This is a genomic window from Flavonifractor sp. An52 (assembly GCF_002159385.1).
GTDB classification, from domain to species: domain Bacteria; phylum Bacillota; class Clostridia; order Oscillospirales; family Oscillospiraceae; genus Flavonifractor; species Flavonifractor avicola.
The window spans coordinates 85,992-102,622 of sequence record NZ_NFIB01000004.1 but is presented as its reverse complement, the minus strand read 5'-3'; the positions used below and the strand labels follow the sequence as shown (position 1 = coordinate 102,622).

The following is a 16,631-nucleotide window of genomic DNA, read 5'->3' as shown; positions in this document are numbered from 1 at the left end:
GAAAACAGCGAGAGAAGCCCCCGCTGGTAGTTCAAATCGAACTGCTAGCGGGGGCTTCTCGCTTTTTATTACGTAGCTGTTTCAGTTGGTGGTATTGCTTGCTTTGTCCTTGGTTCCTTGGTGGTCTTGGTAATAGCTTTCTACCATGGTTTTGGATATACTTGCGTTGCAAAACGAGGAAAGGAGCGCAGACCATGGCAGACAAGAAAAATCTATGCGCCCAAATCGACATCGCCCTGCACAACCGGGTAACAGAAGAAAAAGACCGCCTGGAGATGACCACCAGCCAGTACATCGCATCACTGCTCACTGAATACTACAAGATGAAAGATGAGAATGGAGGAATCAACATGACAGGCAGCAGAACGATGGCATTCCAGATCCCCGAGGAACTCTTCCAGCGCATCAAGACCCACCTGGCCAGAGAAACGGCTCGGACCGGCGTAAAGCTCACCCAGCGGGACTTCGTCCTGGGCCTGATCGAGCGGGCGCTGGCGGAAGCCGAAGCCAGCCTGGCCCCACAGGAGGCCCCGGAGAGCACCGAGGAAGCCCCGGAGGACAGTGGAGCCGCCGGTACCACCCCAGACGCCAGCGAGGCCAGCGCAGAGGCGGAGAGAGACACAGCGGACATCGAACAATAACACAAGGAGTCAAAGCAAGGGGCCGGAGAACACATCTCAAGCGGATGTGTCCTCCGGCCCCTTTTTTGTTTTTTCGAGAAGGAGATGACATGATGCAAACAGCAGAAAGGACGCGTTTTACAGAGGCTGAAATGGCCACTGTCCGAGACACGGACCTTCCGGATCTGCTGAGCTCCCTGGGCTACCAGGTGAAGCGGATCGGCAGGTACTACACCACGCAGGAGATGGATAGCATCCGGATCAAGGACAGACGTACCTGGTTCCGCTACTCAGAGGGTATCGGCGGAGATGCCATCACATTCCTCCAGCGGTTCTATAACAAAAGTTTCCCGGAGGCCGTGGAGTACCTGCTGACCTGGCATGGCCGCGCCCGTGACTCTCCCCCGGTGAGCACTCCGCGGCAGACCAAGGAAAAGGAGGAAAAGGTCCCCTTTACCCTCCCACCTGCCAACGTGGATCACCGCAGGGTGTTTGCCTATCTGAGCATCCCAAAGCAGTCTGTTTTATCGATTATGAATACTGGTATTATTCCTACAAGAATTTATATCACATACTCCCCAATCCAGTCAGATGGAGGGACGAATTAAAAAAGAGTTTTGATCTGGTGGAGCTGTTCTTTTTCGGCGCTTTCGAGCAGCCGGATCTTTGCACCGAGATGCCCAAGATCCGAGCAGTCTCCAACATGATCGTATCAACAGACAATCAAGGACATTTTCATAAAAAGGATATGACCGATTTTATCATGCTGGACCACATATATCAATACGCCATGGAGGACAAAGGCGGAAGCGTCTACATCCTCTTTACCGGCGACGGTCATTTCCAGGCAGTCACCCGGTTTCTGAGGCAAAAGCTGCATAAAGAAGTGGTGGTCTATGGGATACGGGGGGCGTTCAGCCGTCAGCTCCAGGAGACAGCTGCGAGGACCGTGCAACTCCCTGCGGACGATGAAGCCATCCGCGGCTGTTATCGCCTGATCATAGACAATTTCAGCTATCTTGCGGAGCATCCGCAAAAACACGTGATCCCCACCTTCGCAGGGACCGCGGCGGCGGTGGCCCGATACACGGGCGTGGAGGAAGCCACGATCCGCACCGCGCTCCAGGAGATGCTGGATCTCGGCTATCTTGTACGCAAGGATTACCGGGTGGAGTTCAATCGAATTGTAAAGATCTTGGCTCCAGACTGGGAAAAACTACATGATGCAGGGCTGTGGGAATACCCACAATGACCCCAAGAGGGACCAGGGCAGCAGACGCTGTCCTGGTCCTTTTTTGATTTCAAAGGAGGGAAAAACACGAAAAATCAGAAATATGAGATCACAGATATCGTCCACGAAACGTATTCTTTTCTTCATCGTATCCGGGCGCTAAGGGATATCGGGAAAAAGGTAAAGGCCGGAGATCTGGGCGGCTTCGTAGAGAGCGAGAGCAACCTGTCTTTTGAGACGGGAGATGATGCCTGGATCTTTGGCGACGCGATCGTGTGTAATGACGCCTATGTGGACAAGGGCTCGGCCCTATATGGAGAATCCATCGCCTGCGGAAACGCCTACGTTTCCCAAAAATCCGCTCTAAGCGGCCATGCCCGCGCGGAGGATGACGCCTACATTCGAGGCAGCAATCTATGCGGTCACGCCAGGGTGTCCGATTGTGGAATGGTTTTGGACTCGCCGGACACAGGATGTGCGCCTATCCTATGCTGCTTTGTCTAAGGAACGGATTGTGCGGGAGCTGGCCCAGAGCGCGTGACGGCCCACTGTCTGCCGATTGCCCTTGATAACATCCCAGTAGGCAGGTATAATGAGACAACAGGAGGAGGTGCGCACATGAAAGTCGAGTTCACCTTTGACAAGGAACAGATCCAGCAATACGGATATACTGTGGAGGCTGTGCGGCAGACGATCCAGAAAAGCTTTGCAGCAAAAGGATTGCACTGCATTTCCAATGGAGAGAGGCTGTCCTTTGCGGGCTGTGGCGGTGAAGAAGATTTCTCCAATATGTGGGCCATTTTGATGGCATTGCTTCGGACAGATTGGTTCCCCAAGTTTGCAGCTTCCTGCACTTGGCATGATGATGATGGCACTCAGGAGGATGTGCTGTCCCAAGCGTGGAAGATCCAAAGACGGAAGATGGCCTAATATGTCCAACACCGGCAGTAGAAAGCAGATTACATTTGATCTGCACCAGGAGTCATTGAAACAGCTCTACCCGCATACGGAGCCGCCTCAAAATGCGCAATACTATAAAAAGGCGTATCAAGATATCCGCCGATTTATGACGGCCAACGGATTTGAACATCGCCAGTATCTTCATGCTGCGGGGTGTGCGCCCGTTCCTCTCGGACAAGTACGACCTGACAAAGCATCCGAATTACAAATACACCGCCGACGCCGACAAGAAGTACCTCTTTGATATGGAACGGTACATGAAACGCAAACCGGCCATCGTAAAGCCGGATGAGCCTTTCGAGATGTACGAATTGACAGCAACGGACCTTCAATAACAATTCTACAACGAAGAAAGGAAATATGATTTATGGATTTTTTCACTAACGCTATCGACGTATTGCAGACTCTGGTGATTGCGCTGGGCGGCGGCCTGTGCGTGTGGGGCGGCATCAACCTCCTGGAAGGTTACGGGCAGGACAACCCTGCCTCCAAAAGCCAGGGCATCAAGCAGTTCATGGCTAATTAAAGGGAACAAAAAGAAAGGAAAAGCCAATCCAGACGGTATCAGCGGCAGGCTACAAGAATAAATTGTGATTTCACAAGATTGGTGCTATAATAAGAGAAAAGTTCCTGCCGGGGCAGCCGCTCCGGTGGTATGGATAGAAAGGCAGGAAAACAATATGCACATCAGCTATAAACCACTCTGGCACACACTGTTAGAGCGTGATATGAGAAAAGAGGATTTAAGGCTTGCCGCTGGTATGACAACAAATATGATTGCCAACATGAGCAAAGAGGGAAAGCACATCAGCATGGATACATTAGCCCGTATCTGCGAAACGCTGAATTGTGAGATTACCGATGTGATTGAGTTAGTACCAGACGAGCCTGCTTCCACAGGAGGTAAGGAACATGAGCGAATTGAAACCAAGAATAAAAGAAAACGGAATTGATTATATCCTTGTTGGAGATTACTACATCCCGGACTTGAAGTTGCCGGAGGAACACCGCCCCATCGGAAAGTACGGACGGATGCACCGGGAATATTTAAGAGAAGTCTGCCCAGCCAGATTACACACATTGACCCTGACCGGGGAATTGTGGACATATCTTGCAGACCTGAACGAACAGGCACAGAAACGGTTAGACACCATCATGGAGCAGATGAAAGCTGCCGAGGGCGTGACCGAGGAATTGAAGCGTACCCGTCAAATGGAATGGGTGCAGCGTTGCAATAACATTCACAACCGGGCAGAAGAAATTGTTTTACATGAGATGATTTATTCATAACGGTATGGTAGAATGATTATTACAAATTAGAAGTTGTAAAGGAGACTTTGTATGGGTAGAAAAGAAATAACAACAAAAGAAGATTTAATGAAAGTAATAGAATTATTCGAAAATACTGGAATTACATACTGGTTGGATGGCGGATGGGGTGTAGATATTTTAGCTGGTAAACAAACAAGAATTCATAGAGATATAGATATAAATTTTGATGCTCAACATACGGAAAAATTGTTAAATGTGCTTTTGAATCTGGGCTATAAAATTGATACAGACTGGAAACCGGTTAGAATAGAGTTATATAGTGATGAACTTGGTTACTTAGACATTCACCCGTTCGTTTTAAGTGAGGACGGAACTTCAAAACAAGCTGATTTAGAGGGTGGCTGGTATGAGTTTGAAAAAGATTACTTTGGTAGTGCTTTTTTTGAAGGAAAAACAATTCCTTGTATATCCTTAAAAGGCCAAAGAGTTTTCCATTCAGGTTATGAATTAAGAGATAAAGATAAGCATGATATTTCAATTCTTGAAAGTTTATCAAAATAACATTGCTGTAATTTCTAAGATAAATTCCACTTTATCGCTTTGAAATTTTAACTGAATAAGTATAGCACCAACCGCTGCTACATGGAAGCAAACACAACCATGCAACAGCGGTTTTTCTTTACCGTTTTTTCCTTTGACTGATAGGAGTTCCTGTTTTCTTTGATTTTTGTAGAATCCGAATGAGCCAGCGAAATTCTTCGTCTGACAGATTTTTATAGTTGATGCCGAGCTGCTTGCAGTAAAGGACAACCAGCTTTTCATCCCGACTGCCCTTGAAATTTTCAACCGCTTCCAAATTTTCTTTCAATTCATCGGCAACGGTGGTCTGGGGCGCACTCTCGCTGTCCTTTTTGTGGGCTTCCCGAATATCCCGGATAATGAGATTGAGGTCATCAAGAACCATGTGGCTGAAATATTCATCATCGCTGATATGGGCGGCTTGCAGCACTTTCAAATGCGGGTCGTCTTCGCCGGGGCGATACCGTTCAATGATTTCATGCCGGACAGTATCGACAAGGGCGTTGAGGTTTTGAATCTGCATGGTGGCAATCCCATCTACATAAATCTCAATGTCCGCAAGAAACTTGATAAAGTCCTTATGAGTGGCAAGCTCACAGAGCAGACGGTTGTTAATCCGACCGCCTTTCAGAAGTGCCACCATCTCATCATTCAAATGCAGCTCTGTTAGTGGCGTGTTGATCTGCTCCCGGTTCTCTGTCCGGCACAGCAGATAATCAACGGAAACCCCATAGAAGTCTGCCAGCGTGATAAGGTTGCCATGATTGATTTCCTTATAATCCTCTTTTTCATAACTGCCAAGAGCTGATTTGGAAATGCCCGTCAGCTCTGATAATTCTTCCAGATTTAAGCCTTTGTCCTTGCGGAGTTCCCAAAGGCGTTCCTGTATGCTTGTCGCTCCTTTCATGGGCGCACGCTCCTTTCCGGCGGTTTCATTACTGCCGCTTAACTGGATTATATCATACTTTCCGCAATCGTGGAAATTTCTGATTTTTACCCTTAATTCCTACTTTGTGGACATACGGCACAGGGCACAAAAATGTTCTATGATACAGGTAGTTCATCGATGGATTATTCCAATCGAATGACCAGCCTGTGTGGGATATGCTTCCCCGGCGATGTAGCGCCATGACTTTTGGCAGGGATATGGAGGAACCCTGACCGAAACGAGCGTACCAAAGGGAGCAATACGCCGCTGTGAGATTCAGGGGAGGAACGACACCGGGGAGAACTGGCGAACTGATACCGAAATGATACCGAAACACGACAATCTGATAGGGGGATAGTCTACCCTATTGCTGATACTTCTGGAGATTTTAGACGGCTCTATGACCGTAATTTTGCCGAAAATCGCCCCGAAACTATACACTAAAACGGGAGGAAACGCAATATGCCGAGAATGAGCAAAAAGAGGAAGCATGAGCTTTCTTTTTACCTCAATGACCGGGGGCGTGTCACTTACAACGAATTATGCCGGAAATGCAAGCATGGGTGCAAGCAGAGCTTCCGGGCGGTTGTGGTTGACTGCCCCCGTTATTTATCCAAAAGAGCAAAGAAAAAGGAGGAACACACCGAATGAATTTTGAATTTATGACGATAGGCACACCGTTGCCGCCCTGTATGCCCTTTCCCAGAGCGTTGACAGGATTTCCAGTCAGCAGCACCGCAAAGGTCATGTACTGCCGGATGTTGGACGCTATGCTATCCAACGGACAGGAGGACGAGAACGGAATCCTGTTTATCTGCTTCCCTGTCACAGCCATTGCCGCAGTCCTGTCCCGCAGCCCCATGACGGTCAAGCGTTCTCTGAATGAACTGGAAACCGCCGGACTGATCATGCGAGTGCGTCAGGGCGTTGGAGAACCAAACAGGATTTATGTGCTGATACCGGGAAAGGAGGACGCTGCCCTTGCCTGATACCTCAAAGCTGGAAAAGCTCAACCGAGAGTTGGAAAAGAGTGAAAAGAAACTGCGGAAAGCCATCAATGATGAAAAGGCATTGCAGCACCAGCTAAAGCAGCTTACCCGAAAAGAACGGACACACCGGCTCTGTACTCGTGGCGGTATGCTGGAAAGTTTTCTGCAAGAGCCGGAACGCCTGACAGATGATGATGTCATGCTGTTGTTGACACTCATTTTTCACAGGCAGGACACGCAGGAACTATTGAAGAAACTGCTGGAACGTGAGAAGCCGGAAACCCCTTAGTTTACTAAGGGCGCAATTATACACCACCCAGAGGTTGGTGCATTGCGTTCTCCGAAGGCTCCTCGCCGGGGGGCTGTGATTTTCCGCAGTCATGGTCTGCTCCAAATCAAACAGGGGACGCTACGCTTCCCCTGCGCTGGCTGCCGCCAGCTACCCTTTTGTGGACTTGCCATCTGGGGAGACCTTGCGCTGCAAGCTGTTCCCAGCCGACAAGTTTCATAAAATATGCTATCTTTTCGATAGGCAATAAAGTATAATAAAGTCAGCAATAAATCGGAATTTTACGGTCAGTAAGGAATGCGTAAAGTTATATGATTGTATTATAAGCGATTTGTTAAATTTTTATAACCACTTGTATTTGCCTGCGATTTATGGTATAATATTTTGAAATTTAGAAAGAGGTGGGAAGATGATTAACTTTTCTTGCAAATAAAATCAAAATATGCGGTAGTGCTATACTTTGGCATTATTGTGTCTATTGCAAGAAAGTTATATGTCTATCTTACTCAATATAGTGCTGTTGCCACTTTTGCTTAGTGGTGTTATTTTATGCTATGACGAGCTGCAAGGATAAACTTTCTTGTGGCTCTTATTTTGTTTTGGAGGTGCTTTATGAATAGTGCAGAACAGATAGTTACACATGATTCACTCCGTATAGTGTCGGTTCCTTTTGGTGAAATCTATACGTAGTAAACATTCACCGAACCGACTTTGTATCGTATGACATGCAAAGGAGGATAATATTTATGTCAATGATTAAAATTGAAAACCTTACGTTTTCATATCCGACAAGTTATGATAATGTTTTTGAAAATGTCAGTTTCCAGGTTGATACCGATTGGAAGCTTGGTTTTGTGGGCAGAAACGGACGAGGTAAAACAACCTTTCTGAATCTTCTGCTTGGGAAATATGAGTATAGTGGAAAAATCCTATCATCCGTACAGTTTGATTATTTTCCTTATCCCGTTTCAGATAAGAATCGTATTACAGAGGATATATTGCAGGAGATTTGCCCACTTGCGGAAGAATGGGAACTTATGCGAGAACTTTCTTATCTTGATGTTGATGTCGATGTGCTTTGGCGACCTTTTGAAACACTTTCCAACGGAGAGCAGACAAAGGTTTTGATTGCCGCTCTTTTTCTTAATGAAGGGCATTTCCTACTGATTGATGAACCTACCAACCATTTGGATGCCAAAGCGAGAAAAAGTGTGGCGGCATATCTGAAAAAGAAAAAGGGATTCATCTTAGTTTCTCACGATCGTCGCTTTCTTGACGATTGTGTTGACTATATTCTATCGATTAACCGAGCGAATATCGAAGTGCAAAGAGGAAACTTTTCATCATGGATGTCAAATTTTGAGCGACAGCAAGAATTTGAACTGGCTCAGAACGAACGTTTGCAAAAGGACATCAGACGATTACAGCAGTCGGCAAAACGCGCTGCAGTATGGTCTGAACGTGTAGAAGCTTCCAAAATTGGGGCAGCAGATAAAGGTTATGTCGGTCATAAAGCCGCCAAAATGATGAAGCGTTCAAAATCTATAGAAGCGAGACAACAACAGACAATCGAACAAAAATCAGCATTGCTGAAAAATATGGAAACCGCAGAAGCCCTCAAGATACAACCGCTTAATTACCATACAGATTTGCTTGCATCATTATCGAATGTAGTAGTTTATTATGATGGCATTTCAGTTTGTGAACCCGTTTCGTTTGAAATAAGACAGGGAGAACGCATTGTGCTTGATGGAAAGAACGGCAGTGGCAAAAGTAGCCTGTTAAAGTTGGTAGTCGGGCAGTCCATAGATTATACGGGTACAGTAACACTTGGCTCTGGGCTTGTAATTTCTTATGTGCCACAGGATACATCGTATTTATGTGGAACCCTTTCCGAGTTTGCAGAAGAAAACAACCTTGATGAAAGTTTGTTCAAGGCAATTCTTAGGAAAATGGACTTTGAGCGTGTACAGTTTGAAAAGGATATTAAAGACTTTTCTGGCGGGCAAAAGAAGAAAGTCCTAATTGCGAAAAGCCTTTGTGAAAAGGCACACTTGTATGTATGGGATGAACCGCTCAACTTTATTGATGTGTACTCACGTATGCAGATTGAACAACTCATAACGGAGTTTGCCCCGACCATGCTCCTGGTAGAACATGACAGTGTTTTTCGAGATACTGTGGCAAGTAAAATTGTGAATATCTAAATTGGTTCTTCCGCAATTTTACGTTTTTCGCTTTAATAAAAATGGAGAATGCTGATTTACACTGGCATTCCAGTATTGAAAAATTACAAAATACGGATAATTGCGTAAGAACCTCTAAATTAAAATAATTGTATGGGTTAATTCCAGCTTTACAGAGACTCAAATTCCAGTTTGTAGAATTAAGAAAATCGTAATTTGTGGAGGTAAAATATAGATGAATCAAGGTAGAATTATTGTAATCACAGGTGCGCCGGGGACAGGAAAAACTACAACGGCATCTGCTGTTGCAAAAGAATCAGATTTGGAAAAGTCTGTGCATATGCACACAGATGACTTTTATCATTATTTGAGTAAAGGGGCAATACCACCGCATTTGCCGGAATCAAATGAGCAAAATTTGATTGTCATTGAAGCGTTTTTAGAAGCTGCGAAGCGATATGCTCGTGGTGGATATGATGTAATTGTTGACGGTATTATCGGACCGTGGTTTTTAAAGCCGTGGCAAAGTCTTGTTCGGGAACATTATGAGGTGCATTATATTATTTTAAGGGCAAGTAAGGAAGAAACCTTGAAGCGAGCTGTTGAACGCTCAAAGTTAGACCGAAAGACAAATATCGAATTGGTAGAAACCATGTGGGAGCAATTTTGCAATCTGGGAATATATGAATCGAATGTTATAGATACGACCACTTATTCCATTCAAGAAACTGTTCCGCAGTACAAGAAAAAATCGCAAGTAGGGCAGCGTTGTTGTCTTAGATTGTTTTGGTGCAATTCCAGTTTGTTAGCTTTACATCGGGTCAACTTGTCCCGAACTTTTACAACTAAATACCCGCCGCTCACACAGTGGCACACCGAGCAGGAAATCTGAAAAAGGTCTCCTGCTTTTTTTCTGCCCAAAATGAGGTGGTAAAACGCCACCCCATCCACCAATTAGCGAAAGGAGGGACACGAAATGCCTTGTCCACACAACGAAATCACGATTGTTCAGCGCAGCCAGCGGCAGTCTGCGGTTGCCGCCGCTGCTTACCAAAGCGGCGAAAAGCTGTTCTGTGAATACGACCAGCAAGTAAAGCACTACCCGGAAAAGCGTGGTATCGTCCACAATGAAATCCTGCTCCCGGCAAATGCTCCACAGGAATATGCAGACCGCAATACTTTATGGAATGCCGCCGAAGCGGTGGAAAAGCAATGGAACTCCCAGCTTGCAAGGCGGTGGGTGCTTACCATTCCCAGAGAGATACCGCCCGACCAGTACGCTGTCCTTGTACGGGAGTTTTGTGAACAGCAGTTTGTTTCCAAAGGCATGATTGCTGATTTTGCCATCCATGACCCCCATCCGCCGGGACACAATCCCCACGCCCATGTCCTGCTGACCATGCGGGCAATGGATGAACATGGAAAATGGCTTCCCAAGAGCCGCAAGGTTTATGACCTTGACGAGAATGGGGAACGGATAAAGCTGCCGTCCGGCAGGTGGAAAAGCCACAAGGAGGATACGGTGGACTGGAACGACCAGAAGTATTGTGAAATCTGGCGGCATGAATGGGAGGTTATCCAGAACCGCTATCTGGACGCCAATGACCGCCCGGAGCGTGTGGACTTGCGTTCCTATGCCAGACAGGGGCTTGATATAGTCCCCACTGTCCATGAGGGGACTGCTGTCCGGCAGATGGAAAAGCGAGGTATCCAGACGAATATCGGCAACCTGAACCGGGAAATCAGAGCCGCCAACCGCCTGATGAAGTCCATCCGGCAGCTTATCCAAAACCTCAAAGGCTGGATTACCGAGCTGGGAGAAAAACGGAAGGAGCTGCTTGCACAAAAGGCGGCGGAGGAAGCGACACTTCTTCCCAATCTGCTGATGAAGTATATGGAGATACGAAAGGAAGAACGGAAGGACTGGACAAGGGCTGGACAGAACCGGGGAACTTCACAGGACTTAAAGGCAGTCAGCGAAGCCCTGTCCTATCTCCGGCAAAAGGGGCTTTCCACTGTGGAGGACTTAGAAGCGTTTCTGGAATCTTCCGGGAAATCAGCCGCAGATTACCGCAATCAGATGAAGCCAAAGGAAGCCCGGAGCAAAGTGATTGACGGGATTCTTGCCAGCCGGACAGACTGCAAGGAATGTAAGGCTGTCTATGAGAAGTACCAGAAGATATTTTTTAAGAAAATAAAGGGGAAATTCAAACAGGAACACCCGGAGGTTGCCCGGTATGAGAAAGCCGCTGACTACCTTGCCAAGCACCCGGACGATAAGGATAAAACGAAAAATGAGTTGCAACAGGAGCAGGAAACGCTTCTCAGCGAAATCGCAGAGCTGAAAGTACCACTGACCGAGGTACAGGAGGATTTGAAGAAGCTGCGGGACATCCGCTACTGGGTACGGAAAGCCACACCCGGCACAGAGGAAAGCAAAGAGCCGCCCAAGAAGCAGCCCATCAAAGAAGTCTTGCAGGATAAGACTGACGAGAAAAAAGCACAAAGAACCGCCCCGGCACAGGAGAAACACAGACAACAGGATATGGAACTTTAACAGGCACTTGCCATTTTCAATTAGAGAATGTCAGGTGCTTTTCTTATTTTCAAGGAGGGATAGATTTGAATGTATTCGAAGCTGTGAAGCAGTCCGTCACAACAAGACAGGCTGCGGAGTATTATGGAATCCATGTAGGTCGGAACGGGATGGCTTGCTGCCCGTTCCATAACGATAAAACCCCAAGCATGAAGCTGGATCGGCGTTACCATTGCTTCGGCTGCGGTGCGGATGGGGATGTGATTGATTTTGCCGCCGCCCTGTATGGGCTGGGAAAGAAAGAAGCCGCCGTACAGCTGGCACAGGACTTCGGGCTTTCCTATGAGGACTGGAAACCGCCGGGAAAGGTAAAAAAGCCCAAGACCCGGCAGAAATCCCCGGAGGAACAGTTTCAGGAAGCAAAGAATCGCTGCTTCCGTATTCTTGCCGATTATCTCCATCTGCTGATGGCATGGAGAACGGACTACGCCCCGCACTCCCCGGAGGAAGCCTTTCATCCCCGGTTTGTGGAAGCCTTACAGAAGCAAGCCCAAGTGGAATATCTGCTGGATGTGCTGCTGTTCGGGGAAACAGAGGAAAAAGCGGATTTGATTACGGACTACGGAAAGGATGTGATACAGCTTGAACAGCGAATGGCAGAACTTGCAGCCGCAGACGCAGCAAGAACTAAAAAACACTATGAACGCCATGCAGCCGCCCCAGAGCGTTGAGGAAATCAAGGCGGGGCTGGAAACCACCGAGAAAGGCGGTGTCCGTCAGAGCATACGGAACTGCCTGACCGTATCCCCGGACGGACAGCCGGTTTTTGACCGCCGACATGGCGGAGACCGCTTCGGTGGTCCTCCACCTGGCGGCCAAGGTACCGCCCTTTGACGGGTGCGGGGAGTTCTTCCCGGATGTGTCCTTGCTGGTAAATGACAAGAAGGTGTCCGACCACCACGCCATCATCCCCACGCTGGAGCTGGAGAAGGCGGACCTGTCCGAACTGCCCGTGGGTGAGCGCAATATCCTTCTGCTGGTGTGCCGGGAGCTGCTGTGCGCGGCGGCGGAGCCCTATGTGTACGAGGCGGTGACGGCGACCTTTACCTGCGGCGGGCAGACCTTCACCGCCAAGGGGCGGCGCATCCTCTCCGAGGGCTGGCGTGAGATCGACCACATTTTCCGCGCCTCCCTGAAGGAGAAGCCGGAGGACGAGGCGGAACCCGCCACCCTGCCGGACTTCACCGAGGGTCAACTTTTTGACCGGGTGGAGACCGCTGTCACCGAGCACTTCACCGCCCCGCCCAAGGCGTACACGGAGGACACCCTTCTGGCGGCGATGGAGACTGCCGGGAAAGAGGAGATGCCGGAGGACGCCGAGCGCAAGGGCCTGGGCACCCCGGCCACCAGGGCGGCGATCCTGGAGAAGCTGGTGGCGGCCGGGTTTGTGGAGCGCAAAGGGAAAAGTCTCATCCCTACCAAGGCGGGGATCAACCTGGTCACCGTCCTGCCGGATACTTTGACCTCTCCCATGCTCACGGCGGAGTGGGAGCAGAAGCTGACCGCCATCGCCAGGGGTGAGGGCGATCCCGCCGCTTTCATGGCGGGGATCTCTGACATGGCGCGGGAACTGGTGAAAACCTATTCCCACATCTCCGAGGAGGGCCAGAAGCTGTTCGCCCCGGAGCGGGAGGCCGTGGGTCTCTGCCCCCGCTGCGGCAAGCCGGTCTATGAGGGCAGGAAGAATTTTTACTGCTCCGACCGCGCCTGCCGCTTTGTCCTTTGGAAGGACGACCGCTTCTGGACCTCCCGCAAGAAGGAGCTGACAAAAAAGATGGCCGGCGACCTTTTGAAGAAGGGCCGCACCTCCGTCAAGGGGATGTGGTCTGAAAAGAAGGGCGCCGCCTATGACGCGGTGGTGGTGCTGGACGATACCGGCGAGAAGTATGTCCGCTTCAAATTGGAGTTCCCCAAACGGAAGGAGGGCGTGAATGGCAAAAAGTAAATCGGATATTCCCCTTGGCGGTGCGGAACAGAACATGAGCTGGGAGGAGCTGGCGGCGGTAGCGCCCTTTTGTCCTATGACGAATATGTGCAGGTCACAGCAATGGACGGCATGGCGGGTCAGATATCAGAATCCGATACCCGCGTCCGAGATTTGGTGGTCAACGCTAGCCGACCGTTACTCACAGACCTTAAGGTGCGGCAGGCCATCGCCTATGCCATTGATAAGGAATCACTCTCGGAAAACCTTACTTACGGCTATGAGAAAGCTGCAGAATTACCCTTCACCGAGGACTCTCCCTATATGGATATAGTTTTGGAACAGACTTATTCCTATGACCAGGAACAGGCGAATTTGCTTCTGGATGAAGCCGGCTGGGTTGTGAATGACTCCACCGGCATCCGTGAGAAGGATGGGCAGTCCCTGAGTTTGGTATTGACACTGGATTCCGCCTATGGCAGTTTCGATCACTCTGTTGCAACTGTAATCAAAGACCAGTTATCCAAGGTTGGCATTGAGGTAAGCATCAATGGAATGGAAAAGATGGATTGGATGAACGGCTATATGGCGGGAGAATTTGATTTGACCCTTTGGCCGGGAAACTATGCCTTTGCAAATCCAAACTGCTGGTTCAACCCCATGTCCAGCATGACGCCGCAGACTCCGGCGCTGATGGGCTTGTCTGACTCGCAGGAATTTTTGGACGCCATTGCGGAAACGACTGTGACTGATGATGAGGAGCGGCTGACAGAACTCTTTACCTACCTTTACAACTACGACATCGGCAATGTGATCGATATTCCTCTGAACTACTACAAGGATGTCATTGTTTACAACAGCGAAAAAATTGCTGGATACGAATTTGACAGTGCACCCTGCTTCTTTGATGTGGCACGATTGACACCGCAGTAACCAAAGGTTGCGAGGATCAGGTGCGGAAATGGATAAAGCAACCCTTCATGCGTCCAGGGAGGACTATTTGGAGGCTATCCTTGTTCTCCAAAAACAAAAGGGTATGGTGCGCTCCGTGGATATCGCCCGGCACATGGAGGTGTCAAAACCAAGCGTGAGCCATGCCGTGACCACTCTAAAAGAAGGTGGGTTCCTTACAATGGATGATGATTTCTTTCTTCATCTGACTGACTTGGGGCGGCAGGTAGCCGAGCAGACCTATGAGAAGCACCGCTTTTTCACGGATCTGCTCACCGAGGCCGGCGTTGATCCGGCATTGGCGGAGCGGGATGCCTGCCGGATGGAGCATGTCATCAGCCAGGAGTCCTTCGAGCATCTGAAAAATGCCTACAAAACAAAAGAAGAATAAACTGCCCGCATGGCAAACGGGTAAAACAGTAACGCGGCCGGGCACATCGAACCCGACCGCGTTACTCGTCTTTCTGGAAGGCTTCCGCCTGTTTGCAGAGCGCGATATATTTTTCAATCTCTGCTTCGCTTTTCCCGGCAAAGAAGTCTACGACGGTTTTCGAGACTGTCTGATTTACCATTTCCGGGAAGATGGCGGCGTCCACGCTGATATTCAATTCTTTGGCGACAAGGACCACTGTTTCAAATTTCGGATTACTCTGGCAGGTCTCCAAATCTATGATCGTGCGGGAGTTCATACCGAGGCGTTCAGCTAACTGCTTTTGCGTCAGATGCTGCCGCTTCCGTTCTGACCGCACCTTCCATGCAAATAGATCCAGCGGATTGTTCACTACACATCACCTCTACATCATTGTAGGGTGTGCTTCCGCTCATATAAATAACCATAGAACTCATGCAAGGTGAATTGTAACTCATATTTCGGAGTAAAGGGAGATATGGATGAGAGCGCCAACACAAAGGAGGTCAAAATAAGGCGGGGTTTACCGCTTATGCGGCGGACGCCCATGCCACTACGAAGAATATTCCTATAACGTAGCAACGAGCCACGCTCATGGAAGTGAGTTGTGGCTCGCTTTTTATATATCAGGGCTCACCCATATTGTTCCCCGCTCTTTTGAGCGCCGGCGCTTGGGTGTGGGGTGCCGCTCCCCGCCCCGTTTCGTTCCGGCCTGTCAACCCGAACGAAACGAAAGGAGCCAAGTATGAGCGGCAAAAATTTTTGTCAGATAGATCCCGAAAACCGGCCAAACCGGACCGTTAGTGAACGAGTAGTGAGCGAAAGGGGAAGAAAAGAACTGCCTCCCGGCACGAAGGGAGGTGAGAACTTGAAACCTGACCGCCACTACGAGCACAAGCAGTACGCCTTTGACAGCTACTGCAAGAAGGTGCTGAAATGCGAGGCGTGCAACGGCTATCGCCAGATCAGCCGACGCCAGAAGCGTTTCGCGTCTTTGGAAGAACTGTCCGAGGCAGAAATGGCCCAGCTTGCGGTATATGACCGCTACCCGTGGGAATACACGACCTTCCCTGTGGGAGGGGCCGTAATCCTGATCGAGGACGACGGGCTGGCCGAGGCGCTTCTGGGGCTGTCCCAGGAGGACCGGGAAATCTTTATGATGCACTGGTTCCTGCGGATGACCGACGCACAGATCGCCAGGTACATAAACATGCCCCGCCGGACGGTCAACACCCGCAGGCAGAAAGCCTATCGGCTGCTGAAGGAGCTGATGGGAGGTGAAGCGGATGACTAAATCTGCGTGCACGCGGGCATCGCTGATCCCTTACCCGGTGATCGCCGCCGCTGTCGGAGGAGACCCCGAAGCGGTGAGCCGGGTAGTCCGGCATTACTCCGGCTACATCGCCGCGCTGTCTACACGGACGAGCTATGGCCCTGACGGCCATCCCCGTCCCCAGGTGGACGAAGATCTGCGCGGTCGGCTGGAAGCAAAGCTGATTATTTCCATCCTGGATTTTGACCTGAGCTGATCCAGGGCCGGGCGCTGCGTGTCCCCCTTTCCATGCGGCGTCCCGTTATAGCTCCTTGACAAAGAAAGCCCGGCGGGAGGCCTCCGGCGCAGCATAAGGCAGACGGATACGATCTGTCTGCGTGGAGCCGGTCGGCCGGTGCGCCATGACCCTGTTGCAAGTCCGCAG

The 16,631-nt window shown here is 49.5% G+C and carries 21 protein-coding genes and 3 pseudogenes; 22 read left to right on the top strand and 2 right to left on the bottom strand.

The window, feature by feature from the left end:
• Positions 1-194: 194 nt before the first annotated feature.
• The 9 genes and pseudogenes from B5G06_RS02685 to B5G06_RS02645 all read left to right on the top strand — a co-directional run bounded on the left by B5G06_RS02685 (position 195) and on the right by B5G06_RS02645 (position 4,644).
• Complete coding sequence (locus B5G06_RS02685) at positions 195-641, top strand: translation initiation factor 2 (RefSeq protein WP_087187551.1); 447 nt, start codon at positions 195-197, stop codon at positions 639-641.
• Positions 642-733: 92 nt separating this feature from the next.
• Complete coding sequence (locus B5G06_RS02680; protein ID WP_242955322.1) at positions 734-1,228, top strand: hypothetical protein; 495 nt, start codon at positions 734-736, stop codon at positions 1,226-1,228.
• The gene (locus tag B5G06_RS02675; protein WP_087187550.1) at positions 1,147-1,872 is read left to right on the top strand and encodes an NYN domain-containing protein; all 726 of its coding nucleotides are present in this window, start codon (positions 1,147-1,149) and stop codon (positions 1,870-1,872) included. The genes B5G06_RS02680 and B5G06_RS02675 overlap by 82 nt, the downstream gene beginning before the upstream one ends.
• Positions 1,873-2,469: 597 nt before the next feature.
• Positions 2,470-2,781 carry a hypothetical protein gene (locus tag B5G06_RS02670; RefSeq protein WP_087187549.1) on the top strand — a complete coding sequence of 104 codons (312 nt, stop codon included), beginning with the start codon at positions 2,470-2,472 and terminating at the stop codon, positions 2,779-2,781.
• A 176-nt stretch (positions 2,782-2,957) separates the two neighbouring features.
• Positions 2,958-3,146: pseudogene (locus B5G06_RS02665) on the top strand (type IV secretory system conjugative DNA transfer family protein); the annotation flags it as partial.
• 32 nt (positions 3,147-3,178) lie between these two features.
• Positions 3,179-3,337 (top strand): Maff2 family mobile element protein, encoded by a 159-nt coding sequence (locus B5G06_RS02660; protein WP_087187548.1) that lies wholly within the window; start codon positions 3,179-3,181, stop codon positions 3,335-3,337.
• 64 nt (positions 3,338-3,401) lie between these two features.
• Entirely contained in the window at positions 3,402-3,764 is a 363-nt protein-coding gene (locus B5G06_RS02655; RefSeq protein ID WP_007887891.1) for a helix-turn-helix domain-containing protein, read from the top strand.
• Positions 3,724-4,101: a TnpV protein gene (locus B5G06_RS02650; RefSeq protein WP_002584333.1), complete on the top strand. Its 378-nt coding sequence runs from the start codon at positions 3,724-3,726 to the stop codon at positions 4,099-4,101. Before B5G06_RS02655 ends, B5G06_RS02650 begins: the two co-directional genes overlap by 41 nt.
• A 51-nt stretch (positions 4,102-4,152) precedes the next feature.
• Positions 4,153-4,644 carry a nucleotidyltransferase domain-containing protein gene (locus B5G06_RS02645; RefSeq protein WP_002584332.1) on the top strand — a complete coding sequence of 164 codons (492 nt, stop codon included), beginning with the start codon at positions 4,153-4,155 and terminating at the stop codon, positions 4,642-4,644.
• A gap of 118 nt (positions 4,645-4,762) precedes the next feature.
• On the opposite strand, the gene B5G06_RS02640 is transcribed toward B5G06_RS02645, so the two are convergent.
• Positions 4,763-5,569 (bottom strand): helix-turn-helix domain-containing protein, encoded by an 807-nt coding sequence (locus B5G06_RS02640; protein WP_002584331.1) that lies wholly within the window; start codon positions 5,567-5,569, stop codon positions 4,763-4,765.
• A 483-nt stretch (positions 5,570-6,052) separates the two neighbouring features.
• On the opposite strand from B5G06_RS02640, the gene B5G06_RS02630 reads away from it, so the two are divergent.
• The 11 genes and pseudogenes from B5G06_RS02630 (at position 6,053) to B5G06_RS02580 (ending at position 14,916) form a co-directional block, all read left to right on the top strand.
• Entirely contained in the window at positions 6,053-6,241 is a 189-nt protein-coding gene (locus tag B5G06_RS02630) for a hypothetical protein (protein WP_002584330.1), read from the top strand.
• Entirely contained in the window at positions 6,238-6,579 is a 342-nt protein-coding gene (locus tag B5G06_RS02625; RefSeq protein ID WP_002584329.1) for a DeoR family transcriptional regulator, read from the top strand. The genes B5G06_RS02630 and B5G06_RS02625 overlap by 4 nt, the downstream gene beginning before the upstream one ends.
• Positions 6,572-6,868, top strand: coding sequence for a DUF3847 domain-containing protein (locus B5G06_RS02620; protein ID WP_002584328.1), 297 nt, complete (start codon positions 6,572-6,574; stop codon positions 6,866-6,868). Before B5G06_RS02625 ends, B5G06_RS02620 begins: the two co-directional genes overlap by 8 nt.
• Positions 6,869-7,614: 746 nt before the next feature.
• Complete coding sequence (locus tag B5G06_RS02615; RefSeq protein WP_002584327.1) at positions 7,615-9,075, top strand: Lsa family ABC-F type ribosomal protection protein; 1,461 nt, start codon at positions 7,615-7,617, stop codon at positions 9,073-9,075.
• A gap of 214 nt (positions 9,076-9,289) precedes the next feature.
• Positions 9,290-9,834, top strand: a pseudogene (locus tag B5G06_RS02610) (AAA family ATPase).
• Between the two features lie 196 nt (positions 9,835-10,030).
• A complete protein-coding gene (mobQ, locus tag B5G06_RS02605) occupies positions 10,031-11,611 on the top strand; it encodes a MobQ family relaxase (RefSeq protein ID WP_002584325.1) in 1,581 nt (526 codons plus the stop codon).
• Between the two features lie 65 nt (positions 11,612-11,676).
• Positions 11,677-12,321 (top strand): CHC2 zinc finger domain-containing protein, encoded by a 645-nt coding sequence (locus tag B5G06_RS02600; protein WP_002584324.1) that lies wholly within the window; start codon positions 11,677-11,679, stop codon positions 12,319-12,321.
• Positions 12,254-12,394: pseudogene (locus B5G06_RS14300) on the top strand (virulence-associated protein E); the annotation flags it as partial. The gene B5G06_RS02600 and the pseudogene B5G06_RS14300, both read left to right, overlap by 68 nt.
• A 22-nt stretch (positions 12,395-12,416) precedes the next feature.
• Positions 12,417-13,595: a type IA DNA topoisomerase gene (locus B5G06_RS02590; protein WP_242955320.1), complete on the top strand. Its 1,179-nt coding sequence runs from the start codon at positions 12,417-12,419 to the stop codon at positions 13,593-13,595.
• Between the two features lie 69 nt (positions 13,596-13,664).
• Positions 13,665-14,507 carry an ABC transporter substrate-binding protein gene (locus B5G06_RS02585; protein WP_087187546.1) on the top strand — a complete coding sequence of 281 codons (843 nt, stop codon included), beginning with the start codon at positions 13,665-13,667 and terminating at the stop codon, positions 14,505-14,507.
• 28 nt (positions 14,508-14,535) lie between these two features.
• Complete coding sequence (locus B5G06_RS02580; protein WP_087187545.1) at positions 14,536-14,916, top strand: metal-dependent transcriptional regulator; 381 nt, start codon at positions 14,536-14,538, stop codon at positions 14,914-14,916.
• Positions 14,917-14,977: 61 nt separating this feature from the next.
• Here the strand turns inward: B5G06_RS02580 and B5G06_RS02575 are convergent, their stop codons facing one another.
• The gene (locus B5G06_RS02575) at positions 14,978-15,307 is read right to left on the bottom strand and encodes a helix-turn-helix domain-containing protein (protein ID WP_087187544.1); all 330 of its coding nucleotides are present in this window, start codon (positions 15,305-15,307) and stop codon (positions 14,978-14,980) included.
• A 495-nt stretch (positions 15,308-15,802) separates the two neighbouring features.
• On the opposite strand from B5G06_RS02575, the gene B5G06_RS02570 reads away from it, so the two are divergent.
• Entirely contained in the window at positions 15,803-16,228 is a 426-nt protein-coding gene (locus tag B5G06_RS02570) for a sigma-70 family RNA polymerase sigma factor (RefSeq protein ID WP_242955319.1), read from the top strand.
• Positions 16,221-16,463 carry a helix-turn-helix domain-containing protein gene (locus tag B5G06_RS02565; protein WP_087187542.1) on the top strand — a complete coding sequence of 81 codons (243 nt, stop codon included), beginning with the start codon at positions 16,221-16,223 and terminating at the stop codon, positions 16,461-16,463. Before B5G06_RS02570 ends, B5G06_RS02565 begins: the two co-directional genes overlap by 8 nt.
• The last annotated feature ends 168 nt before the right edge of the window (positions 16,464-16,631 follow it).

What these genes read in the sequence shown, in the direction of transcription:
- B5G06_RS02685 (WP_087187551.1), top strand. Translation starts at nt 195, where the DNA reads ATGGCAGACAAGAAAAATCTATGCGCCCAAATCGACATCGCCCTGCAC.
- B5G06_RS02680 (WP_242955322.1), top strand. Translation starts at nt 734, where the DNA reads ATGCAAACAGCAGAAAGGACGCGTTTTACAGAGGCTGAAATGGCCACT.
- B5G06_RS02670 (WP_087187549.1), top strand. Translation starts at nt 2,470, where the DNA reads ATGAAAGTCGAGTTCACCTTTGACAAGGAACAGATCCAGCAATACGGA.
- B5G06_RS02660 (WP_087187548.1), top strand. Translation starts at nt 3,179, where the DNA reads ATGGATTTTTTCACTAACGCTATCGACGTATTGCAGACTCTGGTGATT.
- B5G06_RS02650 (WP_002584333.1), top strand. Translation starts at nt 3,724, where the DNA reads ATGAGCGAATTGAAACCAAGAATAAAAGAAAACGGAATTGATTATATC.
- B5G06_RS02645 (WP_002584332.1), top strand. Translation starts at nt 4,153, where the DNA reads ATGGGTAGAAAAGAAATAACAACAAAAGAAGATTTAATGAAAGTAATA.
- B5G06_RS02640 (WP_002584331.1), bottom strand. Translation starts at nt 5,569, where the DNA reads ATGAAAGGAGCGACAAGCATACAGGAACGCCTTTGGGAACTCCGCAAG.
- B5G06_RS02630 (WP_002584330.1), top strand. Translation starts at nt 6,053, where the DNA reads ATGCCGAGAATGAGCAAAAAGAGGAAGCATGAGCTTTCTTTTTACCTC.
- B5G06_RS02625 (WP_002584329.1), top strand. Translation starts at nt 6,238, where the DNA reads ATGAATTTTGAATTTATGACGATAGGCACACCGTTGCCGCCCTGTATG.
- B5G06_RS02615 (WP_002584327.1), top strand. Translation starts at nt 7,615, where the DNA reads ATGTCAATGATTAAAATTGAAAACCTTACGTTTTCATATCCGACAAGT.
- mobQ (WP_002584325.1), top strand. Translation starts at nt 10,031, where the DNA reads ATGCCTTGTCCACACAACGAAATCACGATTGTTCAGCGCAGCCAGCGG.
- B5G06_RS02580 (WP_087187545.1), top strand. Translation starts at nt 14,536, where the DNA reads ATGGATAAAGCAACCCTTCATGCGTCCAGGGAGGACTATTTGGAGGCT.
- B5G06_RS02565 (WP_087187542.1), top strand. Translation starts at nt 16,221, where the DNA reads ATGACTAAATCTGCGTGCACGCGGGCATCGCTGATCCCTTACCCGGTG.